The organism is Actinomycetospora endophytica (assembly GCF_021026375.1).
GTDB classification, from domain to species: Bacteria; Actinomycetota; Actinomycetes; order Mycobacteriales; family Pseudonocardiaceae; genus Actinomycetospora; species Actinomycetospora endophytica.
On record NZ_JAJNDB010000001.1, the window covers coordinates 683,450 to 700,019 of the forward strand.

Here is a 16,570-nt window from a genome sequence, read left to right on the forward strand (position 1 = left end):
CGATCAGACGCTGATCACCACTCACGGGCGGTAGGCACGTAGGGCGCCGGGTCGAAGCGGGCGTTGCGCTCCCGGAACGAGCGCGCCGAGCCCGGCCAGAGCAGGGTCAGCCGACCGCTGACCTCGTCGACGTACCAGCTGCGGCACCCGCCGGTCAGCCAGACGGTGTCCCGGGCGGCCGCGTCGAGGTCGCGGACGTAGGCCCGCTCGGCGGCGGCCGAGACCTCGAGCGGCCCGCCGGCGCGCGCGAGGTGGTCCAGCGCGCCGAGCACGTACTCGATCTGCGTCTCGATCATGTAGATCGCGGAGTTGTGCCCGAGGCTCGCGTTCGGACCGTCGAGCACGAACATGTTGGGGAAGCCGTGCACCGTGGTCGACGCGTAGGCGGTCATCCCGTCCGCCCAGTGCTCGGCCAGGGTGCCGCGCCGGCCGTGCACCCGCGGCGCGTAGGGCTGGCGCGCGGCGTGGAACCCGGTGGCCAGGACCAGCGCGTCGAGGTCGTACCGCGCGCTGGACGCCGCGACCGCGGTCCGGCCGTCCAGGCGGGCCAGCGCCGAGTCCTCGAGCGTCACGTCGTCGCGGGCGAGCGCGGGGTAGAGCTCGTCGGAGAGCACGATGCGCTTGCAGCCGATCTCGTAGCCGGGCTCGAGCCGGGCGCGCAGGTCGGGGTCGTCGACCTGGTCGCGCAGGTGAGCGCGCGCCCGTTCGCGCAGCTCGTCGATCGCCGGCCGGACCCGGCGCCGCGCGTCGACGGCCCGCTCGGCGTCGTCGAAGATCTCTTCTCGGAGCGCGCGGGCCGCCTCCGGGTGCTCGGCCAGCCGACGGCGCTCGCCGTGGGTGTACGGGCGGTCCCCGCGCGGCACCACCCAGGCCGGGGTGCGCTGGAAGACCGTCAGCTGCCCGGCCCGGCCGGCCAGGCGCGGGACGACCTGCGCTGCGGACGCCCCGGTCCCGACGACCCCGACCCGGGCGCCGGCCAGCGCCACGTCGTCGTCCCAGCGGGATGTGTGCATCACCGGGCCGTCGAAGTCGTCGAGGCCCTCGATGTCGGGCACGTGCGGCTCGGCGAGCCGGCCCGCGGCGACGACCAGCACCCGGGCCCACCAGGTGCCCGCCGTCGTCGTCACCTCCCAGCGGCCGTCGCGCGCGGACCAGCGCGCCCGGCTCATCTCCGCGCCGTAGCGCACGTGCGGCTCGACGCCCTCCTCGACGGCGGCGCGCCGCAGGTAGTCGTGGATCTCCTCGCCGGGCGCGAACACCCGCGACCAGTCCGGCGCCGGACGGAACGAGTACGAGTACAGGTGCGAGGGGACGTCGCAGGCCACGCCGGGGTAGCGGTTGTCGCGCCAGGTCCCGCCCACGTCGTCGGCGCGCTCGAGCACGACGAAGTCGGCGTGCCCCCGGCGGGCGAGCCGGATCCCGAGCCCGAGCCCCGCGAAGCCCGCCCCGACGATCGCGACGTCGACCTCGGCGCCGGTCCGATCGCTCACGGCGACCGGCCCACGGTGACGCGCTCCGCCGGGACGTCGCCGTAGAGCGTGGTCCGCTGGCGCAGCGGCCGGTCGAGCTCCGCCGCGATCGCGGTCACGTCGTCGACGCCGAGCATCCGCCCCGCCTCCGCGCCGGCGGCCGGATCGAGCGTGCCGTCGAGCAGCAGCCCGCCAAGGTCGTCGGCGCCGCCGCGCAGGATGTCCAGCACCACGCCGCGGTCGAGCTTCGGCCAGGCCGCCTGGACGTGGTCGATCCGGCCGTGGAGCAGCAGGCGGGCGACGGCGTGCAGCGCGCGGGTCTCGCGCGGCGAGGCCCCGCGGACCCGGCCCACCAGCGACTCCGGCACGTCCACCAGCGGCATCGCGATCAGCTCGGTGAAGCCGCCGGTGCGGTCTTGGATCGCCGCGAGGGCCCGCAGGTGGGCGACCTGCTGGGCCGGGGTCTCGACGTGGCCGTAGACGATCGTCGCCGTCGAGCGCAGCCCCACCTCGTGCGCGGTGGTGACCAGCTCGATCCACCGGGCCGCCGGGATGTCGGCGCCGTCGGTGAGCAGCCGGCGGACGTCGTCGTCGAGGATCCGCGCCGCCGTGCCGGGCACCGAGCCGAGGCCCGCGTCCCGGGCGGCGGTGAGGAAGTCCTTCGGCGTCCGGCCGCTCCGTTCAGCCGCCTGCGCCACCTCGGCGGGCCGGAACGCGTGCAGGTGCAGCGGTTGCCGCGCGGTGATCCGGCGGACGAGTTCCAGCGCGGCGTCGGGTCCGGCGTCCACCGGCACCGGCCCCTGCACGCAGATCTCGGTCGCCCCGAGCTGCCAGGCCTCGTCGACGAGCGCGTCGAGGTGCTCCGGGTCGTGCACCAGGTCGGGCGAGAGGTTGCGGTTGACGACGACGGACAGCGCGTCGCCCACGGTGTCGCGACGCAGCCCGTCGGCCAGCGCGCACAACGCCTCGAGCTCGTCGCCGTCCGCGCCGAGCAGTTCGACGTAGCCGTCGTCGGGCAGGCCCGCCGGATCGCGCTCGGCCGCGGACAGCCGGGATCGCACGGCGGCGGGCGCGGTCACGCCGATCCCACCCGGTCGCGGCGGCGGGCCAGGCCGTCGTCGTCGGCGAGCGCGGCGACGGCGGGCGCGACGGCGGGGTCGATCCAGCCGCCACCGAGGTGGCCGTCGCCGAGGTAGCGCGGGTGCACCGTCAGGCGGGGCCGCAGCATGAAGCCTGCGTCGGCGGTGACGCGGGCGAGGTCGTCGAGGCCGGGCCAGGGCCGCTCCGGGTTGACGTGGTCGGGCGTCACCGGGGAGACGCCGCCCCAGTCGTCGATGCCGGCGCGCAGCAGCAGCTCCTGGTCGTGGTGGGCGCTGTGCTCCGTGGTCTCGTCACCCAGTTCGCCGGCCAGGTTCGGCGGTGCCTGGACGGTGACGCCGAGCGGCATGACCAGCCGCGCGACCGCCACGGCCGCGACGAACTCGTCGAACTCCGCGTCCGGCTCGCCGCGCATGGCGGTGTCCGGCTTCGCGCGGAAGTTCTGGACGATGATCTCCTGCAGGTGGCCGTGCTCGTGGGCCAGGCGGGCGAGCGCGAGCAGCGACTCGGCGCGGTCGCGCAGCGTCTCGCCGATGCCGACGAGAACACCGCTGGTGAACGGGATCCGGGCGCGTCCGGCGTCGGCCAGCACCTGCAGCCGCACCGCGGGGTCCTTGTCCGGCGACCCGAAGTGCGCCCCGCCGGGCTCGACGAGCAGCGTCGACGTCGACTCCAGCATCATCCCCATCGACGGCGCGACGGAGCGCAGGGAGGCCAGCTCCGCCGGGCTCATCACCCCGGGGTTGAGGTGCGGCAGCAGCCCCGTCTCGTCGAGCACCGCCTGCGCGCACGCCCGCACGTAGTCGATGGTGGAGGCGTAGCCGCGGGCGTCGAGCCACTCGTGGGCGGCGCGCCAGCGGTCCTCGGGGCGGTCGCCGAGGGTGAACAGCACCTCGGTGCAGCCCTGCGCCGCGCCGTCGCGGGCGATGTCGAGGACCTCGTCGATCTCCAGGTAGGCCGTGGGCACGCGTCCGGGCACGGTCGCGAAGGTGCAGTAGTGGCACCGGTCGCGGCACAGCCGGGTCAGCGGGACGAACACCTTGGGGCTGTAGGTGACGACGCCCGCGCGTCCCTGGCCGGCCAGGTGCGCGTCGCGACGCGCGCCCGCCCGTGCCAGCAGGTCGTCGAGCTCCGGGCCGCGGGCGGCGAGGAGGGCGACGACGGTGTCGACGTCGGCGCCGGAGAGGTCGTCCGTCGCGGGGTCGAAGGGCACGCCGCCGTCGGGTGAGGCGCCCCGGCGCGCCGCACCACCGAAGTGATCAGCCACGGCCCGAACGTACGCCCGGTGCGGCGGGGGCGGCCACGCCTGCGGGGCGCTCCGGCAGCCCCGCCGGCTCCGCGCGCGGCAGCAGCACCGTCGCCGTCGTCCCCTCGTCCGGCGCGCTGTCGATCGTCACCGTGCCCTCCATCGCCTCCACCAGCCCGCGGACCAGCGCCAGCCCGAGCCCGGTGCCGCCGCCGGAGTCGTCGCCCTCACCGCCGCCGAGCTGCGCGAACGGCTCGAACAGCCGGTCGGTCAGGCCGGCCGGGATGCCCGGCCCGCCGTCGCGGACCCGCACCGCGGCGCCGTCGTCCTGGTCCTCCCCGGTGACCTGCACCCAGCCGTCGACGTGGTTGTGCCGCACCCCGTTCGTGACGAGGTTGATCAGCACCTGGCGCACGCGCCGGGGGTCCGCGCAGGCGGTCGGTCCGCCGCTCGGCGCCAGGTCCGTGCCGAGCCGGATCCCGCGCTTGGCGGCGACCGGCTCGAGCAGGTCGAGCACCTCGTGGACCAGCTCCGCGAGGTCCACCGTCGCCGGCGCCAGCGGCAGCGCCCGCGCCTCGAGCCGGGCGAGGTCGAGCACGTCGCCGACCAGGTCGAGCACGTGGCGCGCGGCGGCGTCGATGTGCCCGAGCGCCGCCTCCTGGCGGGTGGGCGGCAGGTCGAGCGTGCCGAGCAGCTCGGAGAACCCGATGATCGCCTGGAGCGGGGTGCGCAGCTCGTGGCTCAGCGTGGAGAGCAGCTCCGACTTCGCGCGGCTCGCGTCCTCGGCGACGCGGGCCGCCAGCTCGGCCTCGCGGCGGGCGATCCGGTCGCGCTGCGCCGCCCGCCGTGCCGTGACGTCCACGACGTTGAGGCTCACGTAGCGACTGCTCCCGGCCCCGACGACCGACGCGGTGAGCGCCGCCTGCACCACCTGTCCGTCCCCGCCCAGGAGCTCGACCTCGAGCGGCCCGGCGGGCACCGTCCCGGCCGCGAGGCGCTGCAGCAGCAGGCGCGCCCCCACGCGGTCCTCGGGGCGCAGCAGGGTGTCGAGGTCCTGGACGAGCAGCTCGGTCGCCGGGTGGCCGACCATCGCCGCGAGCGCCTCGTTGACCTTGAGGAACCGTCCCCCGAGGTCGGTCAGGGCCATCCCGACGGCGTTGTCCTCGAACGCCCGGCGGAACCGCTCCTCGCTCTCGGCGAGGGCGCCGTAGAGCCGGTCGTGCTCGAGCGCCACGGCGGCGAGATCGGTGAACCGGGCGACGAGGCGGCGCTCGCGCTCGTCGGGGCAGTGCGGCTCGGCGTGGTAGACCGCGAACGTGCCGAGGACGCCGTCGTGGCCCCGGATCGGGCTGGACCAGCACGACCCGAGCCCATGGGGCAGCGCGAGGGTGCGGAACCGGTCCCAGCGCACGTCGCGCGCGATGTCGACGGCGATCACGGCCTCGTCCCGGTACGCCGCGGTGCCGCAGGACCCGGCGTCGGCGCCGATCGGCATCCCGTCGATCGCCGCGGAGTAGGCGGCGGGCAGTGAGGGGGCCGCCCCGTGGTGCAGGGTCCCGTGCGTCGGGTCCAGCACCAGCACCGAGCAGCGGCTGCCCGGGATCAGCTCCTCGAGGGCGAGCGTGACGGCGCCGAGCACCTCACCGCGCTCGGCGCCCCCGGCCAGCAGTTCGAGCACGCGGTGCTGGCGGTCGAGCAGGCCGGAGGTGTCCGCGAGCTCCAGGTGGCCGCGCGGCTGCGCGTGGGCGGTCACGGGTCGAGCTGGTAGCCGACGCCGCGCACGGTGCGGATGCGCGGGCGGGCGGCCGGGTCGAGGCCGAGCTTCTGGCGGAGGCGGTGGACGTGCTCGGTGACGGTGGCCTCCCCCTGCCAGCCCTCGCTGCGCCACACCTGGGCGAGCAGCTGGGCCCGGCTGAAGACCTGGCGCGGGTGGGCGACGAGGAAGGCCAGCAGGTCGAACTCCCGCGCGGTGAGCTCCACGGGCTCGCCGTCGACGGTGATCTCCCGCGCCACCGTGTCCAGGGCGAGGGGCCCGGAGTCCACCGGCGGCTCCGGGGACGCCGGCCGGGCCCGCCGCAGCACCGAGCGGACCCGCGCGGCCAGCTCGCCGGGAGAGAACGGCTTGACGAGGTAGTCGTCGGCGCCGAGATCGAGCCCGACGATGCGGTCGGTCTCGCCGCTGCGCCCGGAGAGCACGATCACCGGGAGCGTCTCGGTGGCGGCGGCGGTGCGCACCTTGCGCAGCACGTCGAGGCCCCCGACGCCGGGCATGGTCAGGTCGAGCACGACGAGGTCCGGCCGGTCGACGTCGATCGCGGTGAGGGCCTCGGCGCCGTCGCCGGCCTGGTCGACGGCGAACCCGTCGGACTCCAGCTGCCAGGACGCGAGGGTGCGCACGGCCTCGTCGTCGTCGACGACGAGCACCCGCGGTGCGCTCGGGTCCACTCCGACCCCCTCCCTCCGTCGGTGCCGATCGTGCCCACCCGGTGACGGGCCCCACAAGGCCGGGGTCGGCCGGCGACCGTGCGTTGTGACCCTGTTGAGAAAGCGTTGTCCGCGCTGTGAGGCGGGTCACCCAAGGTGGGCCCGTGCCCGCAGCGATGCTCGCCCGCCCCGCGGACGCGCGCGCGTCCGTGGCGGGTCGGCGCGCCGCGGCGTTGCCCGAGCGCCCGGACGGCCACACTCCCGGTCGTCCCGTCGCCACCCACGCACCCACAGGAGGCCCTCTCCCATGAAGCTCGCGCTGTACCTCCCGAACTTCCGGACCGAGGTGACGATCAAGGAACTCGAGGATCTCACCGACCTCGCCGAGGAGCTCGACTTCGACTCCGTCTGGACGCTCGACCGGATCGTCGTCCCGGAGGCGTCGGACCACGAGGGGCTCCAGCACTCGTTCGGCATGATGGACGGCCTGCCCAACGCCCTCCCGGTGGCGTCGCGGGGCGGCTGGTTCCAGGGCTTCCCGCTGATCCCGTGGCTCGCGGCGAAGACCTCGAAGGTCCGCATCGGCATGAGCATCATCGACACGCCGTTCCGTGCGCCCGGCGTGCTCGCCGCCGAGCTCGCCACGATCGACCACCTGTCGAACGGCCGGCTCAACGTCGGCGTCGGCTCCGGCTGGATGCCCGAGGAGTTCGCCGCCGCGAGCGCCGCGCACATCTTCCCCAAGCGGCACAAGCACGTGCGTGAGTCGATCGAGGTCATGCAGGGCGTCTGGGGTAACGACCTCTTCGAGTACCACGGCGAGTTCGCCGACTTCGACCTCTGCGGGTTCGGCGCGAAGCCGCTCCAGCAGCCGCGCCCGCCGATCTTCATGAGCGGGCTCAAGGACCCGCTGCGCTCGGCGAAGCGCATCACGAAGTACGACCTCGACGGCTGGATCGGCATCCAGGACTCGCCGGCCAAGCTCGGGAAGTGGCTCACGGCCATCGACGAGCAGTTCGAGGAGATCGGGAGCCCGAAGCGCTCGAAGGACCTCGAGATCTCCAGCATGATCTGGACGGTCATCACCGACGAGGAGACCGACCAGACCGACAACGGCGTCCCGTCCAACCTGCTGGTGGGCACCGAGAAGCAGGTCACCGACCGTCTCAAGGCCTACAAGGAGGCCGGGATGACGATGCCGATGATCTGGCCGCCGTTCACCGACGTGCCGGTGTCGAAGACGCTCGACGACCTCAAGCGGATCAAGAACGACATCATGCCGAAGGTCGAGGCCAGCTGACCTCCGCGCAGGCCTGACGCCCGTCCGACGACGCGCTCCCCCGTCGTCGGGCGGGCGTTGTCGTGTGCTGGCAGCCTCGCCGGGTGGCCCGGCTGCTTCCCGACGCGCGCGGGCGGGCCCTGGCCGCGCTGTGCGTCACCGAGATCTCGAGCTGGGGGACGCTCTACTACGCCTTCCCGGTGCTGCTCGGCCCGATCACCGCGGACACCGGGTGGTCGGCGACGGCGGCCGTGGGCGCGTTCTCGACGGGGGCGGTGGTCTCCGCCGGGACCGGCATCCTGGTGGGACGGCTGATCGACTCCTACGGCCCGCGACCGGTGATGACGACCGGGTCGGTGCTCGGCGTCCTCGCGCTGCTCGCGGTGTCGGCGGCCCCGTCGCTGCCGTGGTTCTACCTCGCGTGGGCGCTGGGTGGCGTGGCGCAGGCGGCGACGTTCTATCCGCCGGCGTTCGCGGCGATCACCCGCTGGTACGGCGAGGCGCGGCTGCGGGCGCTGACGACGGTGACGCTGGTGGCGGGGTTCGCGTCGACGGTGTTCGCGCCGCTGACGGCGTTCCTGGTGGGGCACCTGTCGTGGCGGGGCAGCTACGTCGTGCTCGCGGTGGTGTTCGGGGTCGTGACGATCCCGCTGCACCTGTTCCTGCTGACCCCGCCGTGGTCGCGGTCGTCGGGCGGTTCCGGTCCGTCGGCCGAGGAGGCCGAGCGCGCCCGGTCGGTGGTCCGCTCGGGGCGGTTCGTTGTGCTGGCCGTGGTCATGACGGTGGCCGGGTTCGGGCTCTATGCGGCGACGATCAACGTGGTGCCGCTGCTGGTCTCGCGTGGGGCCCCGCTGTCGACCGCGGCGCTCGGCCTCGGGCTGGTCGGGGTCGGTCAGGTGTCCGGGCGACTGGTGTTCGGGCCGCTGTGCCGGGCGACCACGCCGGGCGGGCGGGTGACGCTGGTGATCGTGGTGGGCGGGATGTGCGTCGTGCTGCTGGGGCTGCTGCCCGGACCGGTGGGGGTGTTGATCGCGGTCGGGATCGCGGCGGGGGCGGCGCGGGGGCTGCACACGCTGCTGCAGGCGTCGGCGGTGTCGGACCGGTGGGGGACCGCGTCGTTCGGGCGGATCAACGGGGTGTTCTCCGCGCCGTTGACGGTGGCCGTGGCGCCGGCTCCCGCGGGCGGAGTGGTCCTGGCCGGGCTGGTGGGCGGGTTCGGGACGGCGTTCGTGGTGCTGGGGGCGGTGGCGGTGGTGGCCGGGGTGGTGGCGCTGCGGTTGTAGCTGGGGCCCCTGGCGAGGGGACGCTCATGCACGCGTTCCGGGCGCATCCGCGTGCATGAGCGTCTCCTCGGCGAAAGATGGAGCCGTTCGGGTCCGGGGCGCGTCGAAGCCCCATGGCGAGCGACGAGTGGCCGACCGACCGCCCTTTCCGGGGCTCCGAGGCAGTGCGGGCCGGACGGGTGACCTGGCGGGTGCTCCAGGGCCCCGGATTCCGGCGCATGGCGCACGACACGTACGTCGCGTCCGCGGTACCCGACTCGACGTTCCTCGCGATCCGGACGGCCGCGGAATGGGGCGGGCCGTCCGCGGTCGTGACCGGCTGGTCCGCGTGTCGATGGTGGGGGTGCGAGGTACTCCCCCGCCCCGAGCCCCCGGTCGAGATCGCGGTGACCGACCGCAGGCAGAGCCCACCGCCGGGATGCCGGGTCCGGCGCGCTCCGGTGAGGGACGCCGACGTCGTCGAGCGCGACGGTCTTCGCGTGTCCACCCCGCTGCGCGCCGCCTACGACCTCGCTCGGCTGGCCGGCCGCGAGGACGCGGTGATCGCAGCGGATGCGCTCGCCCGGGTCGGGCGGTTCGACGGCGCCGAACTGGAGCGGTTCGCGGTCGCGCTGGGGACGGCGCGGGGCTGCCGCAACGTCCCGACGGTCGCGCGGCTGCTCGATCCCCGCTCGGAATCCCCCATGGAGACCCGGATCCGCCTCGTCGTCCTGCGGGCGGGCTTCCCGCCCCCGGTGTCCCAGCACGAGGTGTGGGACGGACCGTGGCTCGTGGCCCGCCTCGACCTCGCGTGGCCCGCGTGGAAGGTGGCGCTCGAGTACGACGGACAGGACCACGCCCTCGAGGACCGGCGAGGCCGCGACGTGGAACGGATCGACGAGCTCACAGCGCTGGGGTGGGTGGTCATCACCGTCACCGCGCGCCAGTACTTCCGGACGCCGCGGTGGATCGAGCGGCGGGTTCGCGAGGAGCTCACCGCCCGGGGTGCTCAGCTCTGATCACCGAGGAGATGCGCATGCACGCGTTCCGGGCGCATCCGCGTGCACGAGCGTCTCCTCGACGGGTCAATGGGTCAGACGTCCTGGCAGAGCGCCCACACCCGGTCCCGCGTCATCGGCAGGCGACGGGGCCGGGCGCCGACCGCGTCCCGGATGGCGTTGGCGATCGCCGGGGCGACCGGGTTGTACGGCGACTCGCTCATCGACTTCGCCCCGAACGGCCCGAGGGTGTCGACGGTGTCGGCGAAGAAGACCTGGGTCGCGGGCACGTCGGCGTACTGGGGCAGGTGGTAGTCGCGCAGCACCCGGGTGGTGACCCGCCCCGCGTCGTCGAGCCGGATCTCCTCGTACAGCGCGGTCCCGATCCCCTGGGCCACCCCGCCCTCGACCTGCCCCCGGCACTGCTGCGGGTTGACGACGACCCCCGCGTCGGCCGCGTGCACCGAGCGCAGGATGCGGACCTCGCCGGTCGCGGTGTCCACGGCCACCCGGACGGCGTGCACGTTGAACGCCACCGAGCGGGGGCTGCCCTCGTGCCGGCCCTCGCCCCGCGCCCCCGCGAGGTCGGCCAGCCCGACGAACGCCCCACCCGAGCCGTGCACCCCGTCCGGGCCGAGCACGCACTCCTCCGATCCCTGCCCCAGCCGCGCCGCCGCCTTGCCCCGTAGCTCGGAAGCCAGCGCTGACGCCGCCCGCGCCACAGCAGTCCCCGCCACCACGGTCCCCGTCGAGCCGAACGCGCCGGTGTCCACGCCCACGCCGTCGGTGTCCGCGCCGGTCACGACGACGCGGTCGAGCCGGGCCGACAGCGCGGTCGCCGCGATCTGGGCGTGCACCGTGGCGGTGCCGTTGCCGAACTCGGCGGTGCCGACCCGCACCCGGTAGGACCCGTCCGGCTCCACGGTCACGCTCGCCTCGGAGCGGTGTCCCCGTGGTGGGATCGTCGCGATCATCGCGGCGGCCATCCCCTCCCCGACCCGCCACGACGGACCGTCCGGCGCCGGATCACCGGACTGACGCAAAGCCTGCTGGGCCAGGTCGAGGCACTCCGGCAGGCCGTCGGAGCCGAACTGCAGGTCGTCGGGATGGTCGGCCGGGGCCGCGGAGGCGATGAAATCGTCGCCGGGCCGGACCGCGGTGCGCCGACGCAGGTCGAACGGATCGATGCCGAGCTCGCGGGCCAGGTCGTCGAGCGCCGACTCCACCGCGAACTGCACCTGGCCGAGCCCGTAGCCACGGAACGCGCCCGACGGCGGCGTCGTCGTGTACACCGCCTCGGCGTCGACGCGCTTGTTCGGGCAGCGGTAGAGCGCCATCGACTCGTGGCAGCCGTGGAACATCACGCCCGGCGAGTGGTTGCCGTACGCGCCGGCGTCCGACAGCACGTCGATCGCCAGCGCGGTGAGCGAGCCGTCGGGCCGCGCGCCGACCCGCACCGACACCCGCATCGGGTGCCGCGTCGGGGTCGCGGTGAGCGACTCGGTCCGGGTGAGCTCCCACTGCACCGGCCGGCCGGTCGCGAGGGCGGCCAGGGCGGTGAGGTCCTCGGTGAGCAGCTCCTGCTTCGACCCGAACCCACCGCCGACCCGCGCCGAGTACACCCGCACCCCGTCGCGCTCCCGGCCCAGGAGCCGGGCGAGCTCGTCGCGCACGAGGAACGGCACCTGCGTCGACGTCCGGACCACGACCCGGCCGTCGGTGTCCACCCACGCACGGCTCGCGTGCGTCTCCAGCGACGACGGCGACACCCGCCCGGTGCGCCAGGTCCCGCCGACGACCGCGCCGCCCGACGACCGCGCCTCGGCCAGCCCCGCCTCGACGTCGCCCACTCCTTCGTGGATGGCGGCGACGACGTTGCGCGCCGGGTCGGCGATGCGCGACGCCGGCCCCTTGTCGCCGTGGATCGCCACCGACCCCGACGCGGCCTCGACGTCGAGCACCGCCGGGAGCGGCTCGTAGGAGACGACGACGGCGCGGGCGCCTGCTTCGGCGGCTGCGGGATCGGTCCCGACGACCGCGGCGACGCGCTGGCCGTGGAACCGGACGACGTCGTCGAGGATGCGGGTGTCGTCGGGATCGTCGAGGCGGTTCTCGTGCCGGGCGGTGGAGAAGAGCGTGGTCGGGACGTTCTCGTGGGTGAGCACCGCCAGCACGCCGGGCATCGCGAGCGCCGCCGCGGTGTCGATCCCGGTGATCCGCGCGTGGGCGTGCGGACTGCGCACGACGACGAGGTGGGCCAGATCGTCCGGCGTCGGACCATCCAGGGTGTAGAGCTCCGCGCCGCGCACGATCCGGGCCGAGGCGGGCGCCGCGGCAGGGGTCCCGACGGCGGGCCCGGCCGCGTGCCGCGCCGTGTTCGCCCGGCCGTCGAGCGCGTCGGCGATCGCGCGGTAGCCGGTGCAGCGGCAGAGGTTGCCCTGCAGCGTGCGCGCTCGGGCGGCGGGGTCGGCGAGCCGGTCGGCGAACGCGCTCGCCGTCGTCACCATCCCCGGGGTGCAGAATCCGCACTGGAACCCGGCGGCCGCGACGAACCGTTCCCCGACCTCGTCGGGCACGCCGGCCGCCGTCGTCACGGCCGAGCCGAGAGCGCGCACCGCCGGGTACAGGCACGAGTGCACCGGCACGTCGTCGACGAGGACCGTGCAGGCGCCGCAGTCCCCCGCGTCGCAGCCCTTCTTCACCGCGTGGTGACCGTGATCGCGCAGGTAGGTCCGCAGGCACTGACCGGGCCGGGGCTCCGCGGGCAGCGGGACGCCGTCGACGCTGGTCACCGCAGCTCCGCCCGGATCTCCTCGGCGAGGTGGCGGGACATCGCGTGCCGCCACTCCGGGGTGCCGTGCGGGTCGTCGTACCAGCCGCCGTGGGTGGCGCCGAGGGCGTCGACGTCGGCCGCGAACCGGTCCGGGGTGGGCAGCGACTCGTAGCGCAGCACCGCCGGACGGGGCACCGCGGCGGTGACGGCGAGAGTGAAAGCTCCATCGGGGTCGCGACGGCCCGCGATCAGCACCGCGGAGCGCCCGAGCGGGGCGAGCGAGGCCTTGCGCAGCGCCGTCCGGCCCCGCAGCGCCGTGGCCGGCAGGTGGATCGACCGCAGCACCTCGCCCGCCACCAGCGTGGTCCGCCGGGTCCCGACGACGAGGTCCTCCACGAGTTCCCGACGCTGCCGGCCGGAGGCGTCCCAGATCGTCGCCACCCCGTCCAGCGCCGCCGCCAGCGTCGTCATCGGCCCGGCCGGCAGCGCGAGACAGACGTTGCCGCCGACCGTCGCGACGTGCCAGACCTTCCGGGACCCGACCAGCGCCTCGCAGCACCCGGCGAGCAGCGGCAGCGCGGGCCACTGCGGGTACGCGGCGGGATCGAGGTCGGCGAGCCGGGCGAGCGTGGCGGTGGCGGCGACCGTCAGGCCGTCGTCGGCGGCGGTGATCGGTGTCCACCCGGCGGCGGTGAGGTCGACGAGGCCGCGCAGGTGCGGCTGCGGCACCGAGAACAGGAACGTGCCGCCCCCGAGCAGCGCGCGGTCCGGGCCGAGCCCCGGCAGCGCGGCGCGGACCTCGTCGTCGTCCCGGGGTCGCTCGAGGGCCTCGACGGTGAGCAGATCCATCGTCATCCCCCCGCGGTCAGTAGTGGACCCGGTCGGTCTTGGCGAGCCAGGCGTCGAACGGCGCCCGCGGGTCCAGCTCGAGCGTCCCGCCGAGTGCCTCGACGCGCATCGGCCACGTGCCGGGATCGCGGGCGAAGAGCTCGTAGAAGTCGCGGTCATCGAACCCGCCACGGGCGGCGTCGTGGCGGTCGGCGGCGAACACCACCCGATCGAGCCGGGACCACAGCGACGCCGAGACGCACAGCGGGCAGGGCTCGCAGCTGGCGTAGAGCACGGCGCCGGCCAGCGAGAAGTCGCCGCGTTCGCGGCACGCGATCCGGATCGCGGTGACCTCGGCGTGCGCGGTCGGGTCCACGTCCCGGGTGACGCGGTTCTGCCCGCGGGCGATCACCACCCCGTCGGCCACGATCACCGCGCCGAACGGGCCGCCGCCGTCGGCGACGTTCTGCTGCGCGAGCGCGACGGCCTCGGCCAGCCAGGTCTCGTCGGCGGTCACCCGGCACCGCCGGCGGCGTGGACGCGGGCGGCCTCCCGCTCGGCGGCGGCGTTGAGCGTGCCGCCGCGGCTCCCGGCGAGCTTCGCGGCGAGGTGCTCGCGGATCGTGATCGGCGGGTACGGCTGCGCGAGGTCGAGCGGGAGGGTCCCGACGACGGCGTCCGGGTCGCCGTCGTGGAAGAAGGCGGCGGACCGGCGTCGCTTCACCCGGCCCTCCTCGACCGGCGGTTTCACCCGGTGCAGCGTGGAGCGCCAGCGGTCGCCGGTGAGCCGGGCGGTGAGGTCGCCGAGGTTGACCAGCAGCGCGCCGTCGTCGGGCAGGACGTCGTGCCAGCACCCGTCGTCGGGACCCAGCACCTGCAGGCCGGCGACCCGGTCGGCCCAGAGCACGGTGACGATGCCGTAGTCGGTGTGCTCGCCCATGCCGGTCAGGTCGGCGTTCTCGGGGAGGTCCTGCTCCTCGAGCGCGTAGTGGTTCATCCGCAGCACCTCGACCGGGTCGCGGGCGAGGCGGGTGAAGGTGTCGGGGGCGACGGCGAGCGCGTCGGCGAACGCCGTGGTCAAGGTGCGCGCGACCCGCTGGGCCTCGCTGAACCACTGCTGCACCCGGTCGCGGAAGCCCTCGACGTCGGGCCAGACGTTGCCGTCACCGCCGGCGGCCGGGCCGTCGGCGGCGGTGCCGACGTTGAAGGCCTCGAAGAAGTCGTTCATCCGTGCGGCCTGCTCGACGCCGAGGCTCCGGCTGACCGACTCGGAGCGGGGCGGGCTGTAGCCGCGGTTGGTGCCGTCGGTGACGATCAGGGCCTTCTTGGCCGCCATCGGGAGGGCGAAGACGTCGTCGAGGGCGGTCGCGAGTCCGTCGACGGTGTCCTCGGCGATGCCGTGGCCCACGACCTGCACGAACCCGACCGTGCGGCACGCCTCGTCGAGCGCTCTCGCGGTGCGATCGCGGGCCTCGGGGGCACCGTCGGGGTCGACGTAGGGCGCCAGGTCGACGGTGGGAACGGTGAACAAACGCGGACCTCCGTGGCGGCGGGTGGATCGGGGCGGCCACGGTGCCGGGGACCGTCCACTGTAGGTCGTGCGCGCGCTCCGTGGGGCGGGTCTATCGGAGGGCGGGTCTATCGCAGGGCGACGGCGGCGGCGTGCAGCGCGTCGAGCTCGGCGCGGGCGAGCGCGCCGAACGACTCCGTCCCCTCGCCGTCGCTCCATCGACCGAACCCGCGGTGGAAGGCCTCGACGCCGAGGTCCGCGGCCAGGCCGGCTTGCGGGTCCGCGACTCCGCGCTCGCGCAGCGCAGCGCCCAGGGCCGCCGCGAGGCCGGCGCGTTTGAAGGCGTCACGCTCGACGAGCTCGTCGTGCGAGGCCACAACCTGGCGGAGCCGGGCTCCGAACGTGCGCTGCTCGTCGACGAAGCTCGCGGTCACGGTGTCGAGCGCGGCGGCGACGAGCTCGAGCGGGGTGGCCCCGGCCGGCGCGGTCGCGACTCCCTCGGCGAGCAGCGTGCTGTGGTCGTCCTGCCCGGCGAAGAGCACCTCGCGCTTGTCGCGGAAGTGCCGGAAGAACGTGGCCTTGCTCAGCCCGGCCCGCGCGGCGATCTGCGCGACGGAGGTGTCGTCGTAGCCCTGCTCCGCGAACAGGTCGATCGCGGCGCGCACCAGCCGCATCCTCGGGTTCGGTTCCCAGCGCGCCACGGGACCCGACACTAGCGATGAGACATGGTCTCGTCACGGTGCTACGGTGATGAGACACGGTCTCATCGTTGCGGGAGGGTTCCCCATGCGCGTCTTCGTCACCGGCGGTACCGGCACGATCGGCTCCGCGGTCGTGGCCGAACTGCTCGCCCACGGCCACTCCGTGCTCGCGCTGGCTCGCTCGGACGAGTCCGCGCGGGCCGTCGAGAAGGCCGGCGCCGAGGCACTGCCCGGTCGCGTGGCCGACCTCGACGTCCTGCGGACCGGGGCCGCGCAGACCGACGGGGTGATCCACCTGGCGTTCGGATCCGACTACTCGAGCGCCGAGGCGCTGGAGCGGTCGATCGCCGAGGAGGGTGCGGCGCTCGGGGTGCTGGGTGAGGAACTGGTCGGCAGCGACCGCCCGATCGCGACCGTCTCGGGCACGCCCTGGGTCCCGGGCCGCCCCTCGACCGAGTCCGATCCGCTGCCGACCGACGGTCCGGTCGGGGGCCGGGGCCGGTCGGTGAACGGTTTGCTCGCGCTGGCCCCGCGGGGGGTGCGCGCCACGGCCGTCCGCATGCCGCGCACCGTCCACCGCGACGGGCAGGGCGGGTTCGCGGGTCTGCTGGCCGAGCACGCACGGCGCGCGGGTGTGGTGGGCTACCCCGGCGACGGGACGCAGCGCTGGCCGGCCGTGCACGCCCTCGACGCCGCGGTGCTGTTCCGACTGGCCCTGGAGTCGGCACCGGCGGGGACGTCCTGGCACGCGGTGGCTGATGAGGGCGATGCGGTCCTCGACATCGCGACGGCCCTCGGGCGCCGGTTGGAACTGCCCGTCGAGTCCCGGCCGGAGGAGGAGTTCGGCCCGTTCGGCCCGATCTTCGCGATGGACCAGCCGGCCTCCGGGTCCCACACGCGCGAGGCGCTCGGGTGGACGCCGACCCACCCGAGTCTGTTGGAGGACCTGAGGTGCGCTCCGCGCTCGTGAGCACTCATTGACG

Annotated in this window: 12 protein-coding genes and 1 pseudogene; 4 read left to right on the forward strand and 9 right to left on the reverse strand. The window is 75.1% G+C overall.

Annotated features, from left to right (window positions below):
• Positions 1–14: 14 nt before the first annotated feature.
• The 4 genes and pseudogenes from LQ327_RS03320 to LQ327_RS03340 all read right to left on the reverse strand — a co-directional run bounded on the left by LQ327_RS03320 (position 15) and on the right by LQ327_RS03340 (position 6,258).
• Positions 15–1,490, reverse strand: a complete 1,476-nt coding sequence (locus LQ327_RS03320; protein WP_230730101.1) for a flavin-containing monooxygenase — start codon at positions 1,488–1,490, stop codon at positions 15–17.
• A gap of 863 nt (positions 1,491–2,353) precedes the next feature.
• Positions 2,354–3,780: pseudogene (gene cofG / locus LQ327_RS03330) on the reverse strand (7,8-didemethyl-8-hydroxy-5-deazariboflavin synthase CofG); the annotation flags it as partial.
• A 46-nt stretch (positions 3,781–3,826) separates the two neighbouring features.
• Complete coding sequence (locus LQ327_RS03335; RefSeq protein ID WP_230730104.1) at positions 3,827–5,566, reverse strand: GAF domain-containing sensor histidine kinase; 1,740 nt, start codon at positions 5,564–5,566, stop codon at positions 3,827–3,829.
• Positions 5,563–6,258 carry a response regulator gene (locus LQ327_RS03340; protein ID WP_230730105.1) on the reverse strand — a complete coding sequence of 232 codons (696 nt, stop codon included), beginning with the start codon at positions 6,256–6,258 and terminating at the stop codon, positions 5,563–5,565. Before LQ327_RS03340 ends, LQ327_RS03335 begins: the two co-directional genes overlap by 4 nt.
• Before the next feature lie 286 nt (positions 6,259–6,544).
• On the opposite strand from LQ327_RS03340, the gene LQ327_RS03345 reads away from it, so the two are divergent.
• The 3 genes from LQ327_RS03345 to LQ327_RS03355 all read left to right on the forward strand — a co-directional run bounded on the left by LQ327_RS03345 (position 6,545) and on the right by LQ327_RS03355 (position 9,797).
• The gene (locus LQ327_RS03345) at positions 6,545–7,537 is read left to right on the forward strand and encodes an LLM class flavin-dependent oxidoreductase (protein WP_230730106.1); all 993 of its coding nucleotides are present in this window, start codon (positions 6,545–6,547) and stop codon (positions 7,535–7,537) included.
• 83 nt (positions 7,538–7,620) lie between these two features.
• On the forward strand, positions 7,621–8,799 hold the full coding sequence (locus LQ327_RS03350; protein WP_230730107.1) for an MFS transporter: 1,179 nt from the start codon (positions 7,621–7,623) through the stop codon (positions 8,797–8,799).
• 218 nt (positions 8,800–9,017) lie between these two features.
• Positions 9,018–9,797 carry an endonuclease domain-containing protein gene (locus LQ327_RS03355; protein ID WP_230730108.1) on the forward strand — a complete coding sequence of 260 codons (780 nt, stop codon included), beginning with the start codon at positions 9,018–9,020 and terminating at the stop codon, positions 9,795–9,797.
• Between the two features lie 74 nt (positions 9,798–9,871).
• On the opposite strand, the gene LQ327_RS03360 is transcribed toward LQ327_RS03355, so the two are convergent.
• The 5 genes from LQ327_RS03360 to LQ327_RS03380 form a co-directional block, all read right to left on the reverse strand.
• Complete coding sequence (locus LQ327_RS03360; RefSeq protein WP_230730109.1) at positions 9,872–12,568, reverse strand: molybdopterin-dependent oxidoreductase; 2,697 nt, start codon at positions 12,566–12,568, stop codon at positions 9,872–9,874.
• A complete protein-coding gene (locus tag LQ327_RS03365) occupies positions 12,565–13,404 on the reverse strand; it encodes an FAD binding domain-containing protein (protein ID WP_230730110.1) in 840 nt (279 codons plus the stop codon). The genes LQ327_RS03360 and LQ327_RS03365 overlap by 4 nt, the downstream gene beginning before the upstream one ends.
• A 10-nt stretch (positions 13,405–13,414) precedes the next feature.
• Positions 13,415–13,894 (reverse strand): nucleoside deaminase, encoded by a 480-nt coding sequence (locus LQ327_RS03370; protein WP_230730111.1) that lies wholly within the window; start codon positions 13,892–13,894, stop codon positions 13,415–13,417.
• Complete coding sequence (locus LQ327_RS03375; protein WP_230730112.1) at positions 13,891–14,907, reverse strand: isopenicillin N synthase family dioxygenase; 1,017 nt, start codon at positions 14,905–14,907, stop codon at positions 13,891–13,893. Before LQ327_RS03375 ends, LQ327_RS03370 begins: the two co-directional genes overlap by 4 nt.
• A 107-nt stretch (positions 14,908–15,014) precedes the next feature.
• Positions 15,015–15,587 carry a TetR/AcrR family transcriptional regulator gene (locus tag LQ327_RS03380; protein WP_230730113.1) on the reverse strand — a complete coding sequence of 191 codons (573 nt, stop codon included), beginning with the start codon at positions 15,585–15,587 and terminating at the stop codon, positions 15,015–15,017.
• Positions 15,588–15,672: 85 nt separating this feature from the next.
• Between LQ327_RS03380 and LQ327_RS03385 the strand changes: the two genes are divergently transcribed.
• A complete protein-coding gene (locus LQ327_RS03385) occupies positions 15,673–16,557 on the forward strand; it encodes an SDR family oxidoreductase (RefSeq protein WP_230730114.1) in 885 nt (294 codons plus the stop codon).
• Positions 16,558–16,570: the final 13 nt, after the last annotated feature.